Annotated in this window: 11 protein-coding genes and 3 pseudogenes; 4 read left to right on the top strand and 10 right to left on the bottom strand. The window is 34.0% G+C overall.

The annotated features are described in order from the left end of the window. Positions 1–644: 644 nt before the first annotated feature. The 3 genes from ACWPVF_RS08915 to ACWPVF_RS08905 all read right to left on the bottom strand — a co-directional run bounded on the left by ACWPVF_RS08915 (position 645) and on the right by ACWPVF_RS08905 (position 3,602). On the bottom strand, positions 645–851 hold the full coding sequence (locus tag ACWPVF_RS08915; protein WP_454385839.1) for a helix-turn-helix transcriptional regulator: 207 nt from the start codon (positions 849–851) through the stop codon (positions 645–647). 47 nt (positions 852–898) lie between these two features. Next, positions 899–1,834: a replication initiation protein gene (locus tag ACWPVF_RS08910; RefSeq protein ID WP_454385837.1), complete on the bottom strand. Its 936-nt coding sequence runs from the start codon at positions 1,832–1,834 to the stop codon at positions 899–901. A 769-nt stretch (positions 1,835–2,603) separates the two neighbouring features. Next, positions 2,604–3,602 (bottom strand): hypothetical protein, encoded by a 999-nt coding sequence (locus ACWPVF_RS08905; protein WP_454385835.1) that lies wholly within the window; start codon positions 3,600–3,602, stop codon positions 2,604–2,606. A gap of 1,237 nt (positions 3,603–4,839) precedes the next feature. Here ACWPVF_RS08905 and ACWPVF_RS08900 point away from each other — a divergent pair. Then, positions 4,840–5,397 carry a hypothetical protein gene (locus ACWPVF_RS08900; protein ID WP_454385833.1) on the top strand — a complete coding sequence of 186 codons (558 nt, stop codon included), beginning with the start codon at positions 4,840–4,842 and terminating at the stop codon, positions 5,395–5,397. 330 nt (positions 5,398–5,727) lie between these two features. Here the strand turns inward: ACWPVF_RS08900 and ACWPVF_RS08895 are convergent, their stop codons facing one another. The 5 genes and pseudogenes from ACWPVF_RS08895 to ACWPVF_RS08875 all read right to left on the bottom strand — a co-directional run. Continuing rightward, a complete protein-coding gene (locus tag ACWPVF_RS08895; protein ID WP_454385831.1) occupies positions 5,728–6,336 on the bottom strand; it encodes a class I SAM-dependent methyltransferase in 609 nt (202 codons plus the stop codon). A gap of 302 nt (positions 6,337–6,638) precedes the next feature. Further along, positions 6,639–6,758: pseudogene (locus ACWPVF_RS08890) on the bottom strand (PcfB family protein); the annotation flags it as partial. Beyond that, positions 6,732–6,806: pseudogene (locus ACWPVF_RS08885) on the bottom strand (ClbS/DfsB family four-helix bundle protein); the annotation flags it as partial. The pseudogenes ACWPVF_RS08890 and ACWPVF_RS08885, both read right to left, overlap by 27 nt. Positions 6,807–6,879: 73 nt before the next feature. Then, on the bottom strand, positions 6,880–7,347 hold the full coding sequence (locus ACWPVF_RS08880) for a GNAT family N-acetyltransferase (protein WP_048788724.1): 468 nt from the start codon (positions 7,345–7,347) through the stop codon (positions 6,880–6,882). 81 nt (positions 7,348–7,428) lie between these two features. Beyond that, positions 7,429–7,536: pseudogene (locus ACWPVF_RS08875) on the bottom strand (conjugal transfer protein); the annotation flags it as partial. Between the two features lie 482 nt (positions 7,537–8,018). Here ACWPVF_RS08875 and ACWPVF_RS08870 point away from each other — a divergent pair. Next, entirely contained in the window at positions 8,019–8,267 is a 249-nt protein-coding gene (locus ACWPVF_RS08870) for a type II toxin-antitoxin system RelB/DinJ family antitoxin (protein WP_001018847.1), read from the top strand. Next, positions 8,264–8,563, top strand: coding sequence for a type II toxin-antitoxin system RelE family toxin (locus ACWPVF_RS08865; protein ID WP_003015041.1), 300 nt, complete (start codon positions 8,264–8,266; stop codon positions 8,561–8,563). Before ACWPVF_RS08870 ends, ACWPVF_RS08865 begins: the two co-directional genes overlap by 4 nt. A gap of 179 nt (positions 8,564–8,742) precedes the next feature. On the opposite strand, the gene ACWPVF_RS08860 is transcribed toward ACWPVF_RS08865, so the two are convergent. Further along, positions 8,743–9,138 carry a hypothetical protein gene (locus ACWPVF_RS08860; RefSeq protein ID WP_454385828.1) on the bottom strand — a complete coding sequence of 132 codons (396 nt, stop codon included), beginning with the start codon at positions 9,136–9,138 and terminating at the stop codon, positions 8,743–8,745. Between the two features lie 398 nt (positions 9,139–9,536). Further along, positions 9,537–9,746, bottom strand: a complete 210-nt coding sequence (locus tag ACWPVF_RS08855) for a hypothetical protein (protein ID WP_454385826.1) — start codon at positions 9,744–9,746, stop codon at positions 9,537–9,539. 47 nt (positions 9,747–9,793) lie between these two features. On the opposite strand from ACWPVF_RS08855, the gene ACWPVF_RS08850 reads away from it, so the two are divergent. Next, positions 9,794–10,252: ABC transporter ATP-binding protein (locus ACWPVF_RS08850; RefSeq protein WP_454385824.1), on the top strand; the 459-nt coding region annotated here is incomplete at its 3' end.

Here is a 10,252-nt window from a genome sequence, read left to right as displayed (position 1 = left end):
ATTTTAGCGGCTGGTTTAGAAGCTGCTGCTGTTTTAATTGGTTATAATAATGCTGCTGGACGAGGAATTATCATTGCTTTTATAGGAATATTTCCAAATGGGACTGCACACTGGATAAGTTCTCAATGATAATATATATACTGAAATATGTGGTGTTTATCACCTCTCTTACATTACTCATGTTCTCAGATAAAATTTTTGGAAAAAATAAAAAAATTTGGAAAATAGTTCTCTGTATATTGGCAACATTAGCAGCATTGTCATTTATGTACTAATTTATTTTAAGAATGTAGGAAAATGAATCCTACAATCTATTTTAAGCTCTGAAATGTGTTTAAACAGCCGTAAAAAACGAAGAGAAAGGTCTTCCGAGGTAAATATACCACCTCGACAATTAAGGCTCTTAAAACACGTTATATTGCCTTAAAAAACGACACAAAAAAGCAAGATCATTTTGACCTTGCTTTTTTACTCTTATTTCAAATCAAATAAAGAGAGAGCATATACTCTCTCTTTACATTATCTGCCTCCGATTTTACTTCCGAGCAAAATACCGATTATAATAGGTAAATACCACATATGCAGTCTCCTTTTTGTTTATTTTACACTATGATATCATTAAAAGAACAAATAGTAAAGCCCTTTCAAAGTCGAAAAAGACGTTCTATAGGTTCTTTTAAAACTTTAGCTAATTTTAAAGCTGTTTCTACGGATGGTATTGTTTTATTGTTTTCTATTAAGCCTATCATTTGCCTTGAAGTATTTATTTTTTTAGCTAATTCTTCCTGTGTCAACCCCTCTCTAACTCTAAATTGCTTTATATTATTTTGATAATTATTTTTTTCTAACACCCTAAATACCTCTTTTTATAACTAGGCTATTAAACTAGTTATAGTTATCATTTCTTATACGGTTTTGCGTTGTTTAACTTTTCCAAACCCTTGTCTACTTCATTGTTTAGACGAGCTAACAACTCTTGTTTTTTGGCTTCTAATTCAACTTTTGTTTCTTCTGGTGTCTCGTTTTTATAGTCAGGATTGTAGTAGTCCGGCACGTTTGTTTTCTTGCTTGTTTTCTTCGGTTTTGGAGATGCAGTAGTGTTGATTACATTCTCTGTTTGATATGGTAAACCACTCTGCTTTTTAAACTTGAAAACATAACTCTTGATAGGAGTTCCACGTCCTGAACCTTTAATAACCTCATACTTCAAGCCCTCAAAGAACGGAGATAGTTCTTTGATGATTTGAAAAACAACACGCCTTGTTACTTCTCCGCTTGTATAACTTTCTGGAACGTCTAACATTTCACGGAAACGCTCGATAGGAAACTCGGCTTTTCCTGTTGTCCGCCATTGCTTCAAATGTCGGTACATTGTCTTTGCGTATGTACTTTTAATTTGTACAAACTCTTCTAGCTCGTAAAAAGTGAACTCTCCGTTTTTTAAAATAACGTTGACAATCTTTTCAAAATGCTCTGATACTTTGACTTCGATTTTCTTTTCATCGAAAAAAACATCGAATTTGGAGAATGGAAAGACTAGAGAATAAGCTTTGTCAGTGTAGCTATGGTACTTTAATTCTCCGATTTTATTAACAACAGATACTACTGTTTCTTTCCACCGATCCAAATTCTTTTTTTCGGATATAATGGTGCGTAACTCTTCTGTATCAAGTGTTACCACGTCTTGTTTCTTATTCATCACTTTTGACACAATAGCAATAAATAAATCCATCTCTTTTGCAGTCCATTGCCTCATGGAGACTTCGTTGAACTCGTTATGGACTACAATTTCACTTTTACTCTTGCTCTTGCTCTTCTTAATCTCTTTAGCCACGTTACACCTCTTTTTTCCTTGTTTTGTAACTGTTCATCACTACCATAAATATATACTTTTTTACTTATTTTGTCAAATAAAAAATTCGTTGCAAAATGAACGGCGTTTTTTCCCCATTTTGTACATCATAAACTCCCCATTTTGTACATCATAAACTCGATTTTTTCCCCATTTTGTACATCATAAACTCCCCATTTTGTACATTAGAACAGACCTTTTAAAAATGCGAAACCCCTTGGTAATGTAAGGGTTTCGTTGTTTTTTGCGCTAGTCCGTAAAAGATAAATAAAAAAGATATATATAAAAGATATATAAAAAAGAGACTCGCTACGCTCGTTTTTTTCTCTATCCATTTTCTTTTTTAAAAATCTTCTTGACTGGTTCATACAAGTGAACCATGTTCGCTACGCTCACGCTGGCAAGGAGAGCTTCGCTCTAAGGCTTACGCCCTCGCTTCTTGATAGCAATCAATCCAATTAAAGTGGTTTAGATACAGTTGATACAGTTAGTACAAAAGCTCTAATCCCTTGATACTACTGCATTGATACAGTTGATACACTTTCTCTATTTCTGAAACGTGTATCTTTTGATGTACAAAATGGGGAATAAATACTATAACTAGTTTAATAGCCTAGTTATAAGCATTATTCCCTTATCGAAACCCCTAAAACCTTGATATGACTGCGTTTGTGAGGTGCTGAGACGAGCGTTGTGGCGCTTTTAAAATCTGAAGCGTGGATAATCTATCACTAACCCCCCCTATAAACGCTTACCTGACAAGCTTGTAGGCGTAGGATTTTCTAAACTCGTCTACTCTCTCATGCCCTAACGCCTTTGATGCTGCCAATTCTGCCATTTTATCTAAGACGTGTCCCTTCAGATCCTTGCGCAGAAACGTCTTCTGCGACTTCGGAAGAACGGTCACGTCCCTCTCATTCAGCAAATACACACGTTTTGCGTACTCTGCTCGTGAAGAGTGTTCGTCCAATTTCTTTGGCACTGCATACGTCTGAACCTCGTTCACTCGGTCATTAAAGACGTAGAAATCCTCACTTTGACGGAATAAAGAAACGATAAGACGTTCTTCTTCCTCGGTTCGTGCCACTAATGGACTTCTACGCCATTTTCCACCCTTTCCCTTAATGTGAAAGTAGTAAAATCCGTCTACGTCACGCTCTTTCTCTAATGCAGAACCTTTGATGCTTTGCAATTCAGACTTACGCAAGCCAGTAGCTCCGCCCACCATCTCGAAAAAGTCCTTTTTCTCTTGTGAGATATGTTTATCACTTTCCACGTCTTGACGTGAGCGCTTGGCATCAGCTCTGCGCCTTGATTTTGTAGGCATGAAAGCCGTAGTTGATAAATCAAACACTTTGCCCAGGTGCGCCTTGTACGTTGTCAACGTCCAAGCCGACAAATCTTTATCAACGCAACTCTGAATATAACGGTCTGCATACTTCAAAATCGATTCTAAACCGTCCAAATCGTCCCCTAAGCTCCGTTTTGCGACGAACTGGGAAAATCTACGCCAGTTTGCTAAAACGTCCCTGTGAGCCTTTTTAGACGTTATATAACGATACACGTCTCCCTCTTTCTTCCCTTGATGCCGTGACCGTCCTTGACCGTCCGCCCACTTTTTATCAATAATCTGACGTCCAAGCTCGTATACTTTCTCAAATCGAGCTTCCTCACTCGTTCGCAAGCTCTGCACTTGCTCTTCTGCTCTCTGTTTTCGTGCTAAACGCTTCTCTTTCCTTGATTTAGCCATATTGACCCCCTCTCTTTTGGATACTAAAAAACCGTCTATAACTAGGCTAATAACCTAGTCATAGACGTAATTTTTTCTGCTTGTCAGTTGGACGAGCCAACTCGGTAAGTGAACCGGTTGAAGCAATAACGCAAATCTTCAACACTGTCAGCTAAGCCCATGCGCTTGGGTATTAACTTTAGTTTGGCTAAGCAGATAGCCCAAGGGTGAAACGTCCCCTGACGCTTTTTTTCTTCGTAAAAAAGCTATAAAAACATAGTCGTTTAAAGCAACGACGGGCTATATAAAAAATAAAATATAAGACCAGTAGACACTTAAAAAACACGTCCTACTGATTGTTTTTTCTTTACGTTACAACGATAGCTAATCGTTGTAATAACCAGTCTTAACTGCTACGAACCTTACTACCAACTGTTTCCTCTTCCTCTCTTTCTTTTGTCTAGTTAGTTGTATTTACATAACGTTATACAATGTACTTTAAATAAGTTTTTCCGCATAATTGAATTTAATAGCTAAAGATAATTATTTTTTCTCCTCCTTTATATTTTTGTTTCCTCCTTAGTTATAAATACTTTTTAGAAAAATTTAATTTGATTTTTAGATAAATGATATATAAACTATTTTTTGACCGAGCTATTAAAATTATTTTTATTTGAATATGTTGGTGTAAAATCCATTAAAACCGTCTTCTGTCTCCTCTTTTGCAACCCTAAAAATCGGTTGCTTATTTTTTCATGCTCTAGCCAATCAATCTTTTATAATTATAGTATGCCACAAAAAACAAAATAAAAAAATAAAATGTCAGAAACAAAAAATCAACATGAAACTTTTTACCTCATCTTTAATAGAAAAAAGATGAAATAACCGTCATTTATCCCTGATAAATGTTTAGCCGACCATAAAAGTGGCTTTCAGACCCTTTATAGATCAGCTAAACATTTATGCCTTTCAGCCCTTTTTATTGCTCCACGCAATAAAAATTCCTTGATTTTTTCTCACAAAACGTCAAGCGTTTTTCTCAAAAAAAGGTTCGGTCTTCTAAAATCAGACCGAAGTGCCTGCGAACCGCACAGGCACAAGCTCGCCCCTGCTCGCAAGCCTCCACGCTCAAAAGTAGTGTCACAGAACATAATTCATCTTTTTACTTGTATATAATTAAAATATATAATACAATAAAGTTGTAAATAATACTGTATCAAAAAAATATATATATCGAAAATATAAAGAGGTGAAAATAATGGAACAAATCACAAAGACAGAAGAGCGAGAGGTTTCGCAAGCCGAAAAGAAAGGTGGGCGCAAATCTATAAGCTATGATTTTAAAGGGAAAGTTGATTTTGTAAAACGTGAAAAAGCTATCCGTGAAAAGATGATTGCAGACATCACTTTTACATCAGCAGATAGAAAACTGGTTCGTGAGCTTGCAGTCCGTCAGTATTTGTTTGCTCACAACATGACAGAAGACTATGCTGCCAAAATACTTTGCTTTATCTATGACAACGTTACGGAGATTGAAAGCAGAAAAGTCTACCTCTTGGGTAATCAAGAAATCGCAAATAGTCTTGAATTATCATACCCAACCGTGCAGAAAATCGTCCAAAGGCTACACAAAAAGAGTATTGTTATCAAAGAGCCATTTATTAAAAATGCCTACCACGTCGGAGAAGAAGCTGACCGATTTTTCCAATCGATCAGCAACAATGCGCAGATTTTGCTGACCTTTGAAGCAATCGAAGAAGAGCAACTGGAAGCAGTCAAAGAAGACGGAACAATTAACGAAGAAATGGTAGACTAAACTATATCCTGTGGATGTTTCTCTATAAGAGTAGCACCCATATGTTTAATTCCGAGATTACATTTGAAATAAAAAAGAATGCTGATAAATCAACATTCTTTTTATGTTCTCTTTGATAAACATTATAAAATTTTTCTGTTTAGCTACCAAAAAGCTACCAATAGATTTGTATTTTTAAAAAAATAAATTAGTAGTACAATATTTAAATACCTAGTTATCTAAAAGAATAAATTTACTAGATTAGTAAATTAAATTAGACTTTGCCAGTAATGACGTTACCATGGATAGACTTGACAAATGAAAAAAATAGCTCTATTAAATAACTATAAATTAGTCAGCATCAACGCTGATATCTTTATACACAATGTATAAAACCCAATTTTGATTCTGCCTCACTTCAATTTTTGCAAAGCCAACATTTTTTAAAATATTATTCAATGCATGAGTTTCAGTATATTCTGGCATATGATAATTTATTTTTTCTTTTTCGCAAGCAATAATTAAAGTGGAGTGGATAGACATGACCCGATAGATCTCCAGAAAGCCTTTTTTTAAATCATCCCAGAAAATATGTGTTTGAATGGCAAATACAAGATCAAAGTAGTCATTTTGATAAGGTAGCGCGTCTACATTTCCAATCCTAAGATGAACATCACCATTTTGTATAGCATCTGAATTAATTCGTTTTGCAACTTGATAAGATTCCTCAGAAATATCAATGCCATGAATTTCAAGATGCTTATTCAAAGCAAGGAGATTTTTGATGGTGCTGCCACCTCCATAGCCGATTTCTAAAACTCGACTATTATCTATAATTGTGGTTTGTTTTATTGTCCAAAGGCTAAGCTTTTTAAAATAGGAAGTCCAAATTTTCGCAATCACATGGCCTACAATACCACTAGGTTTTTTAGATTGATTAATAAGATATTGAATGAACATTTTAGATACCTCTCATTTAGGGGGATTTTTGAAAGAATATTAGATAAAATTCAAAATATGTAGATAGTAGTTCTTGTATGGTTTGATTAGTCATTAGGATTTATTCTAATGACTAATGTATTATTTATAGGTAATCTGAAATTGAGTTTGAAATATTAATAAGAATTGTGTGGAAAAAAATCAAGAGATACTGGTATTGGTTGAGTAAGCCATGTTTCAATAGTTGCTAAAATCATGGTAACAAATATAGTTTCTTTACCCAGTGTTTCAGATAGCTCTTTAAGCGTTTAGTATCTTATCTATCACAGGCTCTGCTCCTTTTGCTTATTTTTGACTTTATCTTTAGAAATTGTATTCTTAGCCATCTTTTTAAACTTCTCTATGTTTTTATGAATTGACTCTTTCTTTTTTTCATCACTTGAAAAGTCAAGAGGTGTGTTTAATTCTTCGTCAGATAACTTAGCAATTAATCGTCTTTAATACTTTATATTCCGTTCGACAAACTGGGAGCTGTCTTTCCGTTGTTATCAAGAAAGCCTCAATTTATCTATATTTTTCCAATCTCAATAACCCTTCTTCGTCCGGAAGAGTAATCCCATTCTTATAATTATATCCCATCTTCAAATAAAAAGGAGTTGCAGTTATAGAAGCTGGAATTTCTACTCTTTTTGCCCGAAGGAAAAATTCATCTTTCTCAAGTGTTTCAATAATCAGTCGCCCCACACCTTTTCCTTGATAATCCGGTAGTACAAAAATAGTGAAAAGACTACTTTCATCTTCTTTATCCCAATATGGTCCTATCGCACCACACCCAACAATCTTTTCAGCATCACATACCACATAAAAATGCATCCAGTTAGCTCTTTCTAAAATATTTTGTGGTTGCAAATTCTTTACATCATTTTCTATATACTCTAATGAATAATCTTTGATATTAGTAGTTCTTAAAGTTGTTACAACTAATTCCGACACTTTTTCTGCATCTTTAGGTTCAAATCTTCTCACAAACATCTTATTTTTTCCTCTACACCTTCAAATTTGTCTTATTATACCATATTTATCCCTGTCACATAAAGCTATAACAGAAAAATATTACAATCTTGTAATTACTGTATTTCTATTAAGCTTAACTTTGCCTTTTCTCTTGATATAGTCTTCAATATCAAACACATTCTTTTTATCTAATTCTTCAAGCAACTTCTAATTGAGTAAATCCTGTTTCTAAGGGGGTGACAATATGCTTAATGTGAAAATTTTTTATATATTTTTATTTTTGATCTTTGTCGAAACTACAGGCTTGTTGTTGTTGAAAAACGGTCTTGAAAGAGGTTATTTAGATACAGGAGCTATCATCCTTGCAGTTTTTTCATTTGCTTTCTACAACCTATGTTCATTCGGTTATGTCTACTTTACAATAAAAAACCATAAAAAATAAATATCTTTCCGAAAAATGTTTCTTTTTCGGAAAGTTGTTCGATGAACTAAAAAACAGCGCAAACCATTGACGCTGTAAGGATTTTTAGCAGTAGATTGTCCGTACTTTAATCTGAAAATAGCTCAGAATGACTATCTCAGCATCATTTTTTGACAATTTATACAGAAAAATTATCAACGAGAAAAAAATAGTTTGAAGAAATCTGTTTTTTTGTGTATAATATACACAAAAAGATGAGGTGATTTAAATGGCTATTACAACTACAAAAGCAAGATTGAATCTAAGTATTGACTCTGAATTAAAACAGGAAGTCGGTGAGGTCTTAAACGAGATTGGACTTGACTATACTACAGCAATTAATTTATATTTCAATAAAATCAGACGTGATCGTAAAATTCCATTTGAACTTGAAGCACGAAAAAATTTAACTGTCGATGAATTTCTTGGTTCAAATTGGCGTGAAGGTTTGGAAAATGTAGAGGATGGTTGGGATTGAGTTATAAAGTTGAATTGATACCTGAAGCACAAGATGATTTTTATAAATTAGATAATAGTCAACGTCTTCATGTTAAAAAGTCACTTATCAAGTTAGAAAATCAAGGAATGCTTGCCGGAGAGGCTCTTCACGGTAATTTAGCAGGTTACAGGAAGTTAAAACACAAAAAACTGGGCCTGAGAATTGTTTTTCATGAAACTGTCAATGCGATTGAAATTATTGAAGTCATTGCTATTGGTAAGAGAAGTGATAACGAAATTTATACAATTTCTGAAAAACGTATAAGAAACAGATGAATTTATTTTAGCCAATCTATAAAAAAATAAAGCAAATGGGCGCAAATCAGTTGCAACTGGCTATTGCTTGTTTCAATTATGTCAGCAATCTGCTTGTCTTTTTGATCGATTTGATCTACTAGTTGAGTGCGTTCGCGTTCAAAATCCTCACTTCCAAAATTTCTACTAGCTATAGACCATTATTTATCCTTTCTACCAGAAAACAACCGTTGCCACCATCTTTGTTTTGTTTCTAAAAGCAGCGTCTCGTTTTTAATCGTGAGTGCTCCAATCAGCTGGAGTTGATTATTATTAGTCTCTAACATATCAGCAAGTTGTTTATCTTTTTGCTCGATTTGAGAAACATAAAAGCTACGTTCAGTCTCAAAATCAGCACGAATTTGCTCAATTTGCTCGTGTAGAACTTCTGCTACACGATTGCTAGCATCATCTACATTGCTAGCATCTGTATAGCTTTCTTCTACAATACAGCGATCTACTATGTATTGAGTGATTGTTTTGTTCTCATTTTTAGCTAACTCTACAAGTTTCTCCTTTTGTTCTTTTGAAACTCTAACGCTGATTTGAACGCTCATTTTTTCTCCTAGGTGTATTTATTTGCTACACAAACATAGCACTATGTATAGATACATTGTAGCATATTTTATACAATTCTACACACACAATTCCATGAAAACACTTAAACAATCAATTTTAAAATGCTTTTTAAAATTGATTGTTGTCTTCCTTCTTCTGTTAATCTGGTTATAGATGTCATAGTATATTTTTATTTTTTGAGAAAGTATTTATCGAGAATCGATTTTAAGCTCTGAAACGCTTATCAGTTGCAATAAAAAACGACATGAACTATCTTCCGAGGGTAAATATACCACCCTAACAATTAAGACTCTAAAAACACGTTATATTGCCTTAAAAAAACGATACAAAAAAGCAAGATCATTTTGACCTTGCTTTTTTCTTCTCGTTCTCTAAATTAGATTCCCCCAGGTGCTATGTTTGAAAGGGGTAAAAAAAGCGTTTGAGACAATGACTCTTTTACCCCTTTTAAATTTTGAGGGAGTTCCCAATCTCCCTCGCCCCACAATTCCTTTTTAGTTCGTTTTCTTTGAAATAATAACATTTTATGGTATAATGTAAGCGTATACATAAAAACTAATTCAGTAGGTGAACTAATAGAATTCATCACTTTAGTTTTTCGATTCCAATTTGTTTATAGAAAGGAGAATTCTTATGAATAAACAAATAAAAACTTCAGCCCTGTTAGGGATATGTATTGTGTCTTTAGGGATTGTTTCTCCCGTTTTAGGAGCAAATCCAGTTGTTGCTGATTCTATCACAGAGACAACAGTTCAAGAAAATCTTAATAAGAACGATGTTGTTGAAACACTCTCTGATAAAGGATATCTATATGTAGACCCTAATACTAAAAAAGTTACCATTACTGAAAAATATAAACAGGAGCTGCTGGCTAATACTGACACTAACTTATATAATGTCACTTTTACCGAAAATTCTATTACAATAGTTCCTAAATATTCTTCCAGAAGTTTCTCAGGATATAATAAAATCGTTTATACTTGGAAAGGATATGATGTTTATTTAGATAGCACTAATGCTAATAAACTAGCTGCTGGATATGGCATGGCCGCGATTGCAGCTGCTTTAATTCCTGACGCAACTGCCTCCAAG

It is taken from the genome of Streptococcus sp. Marseille-Q7087, from assembly GCF_965111935.1.
This window is presented reverse-complemented; position numbering and strand designations above follow the sequence as displayed.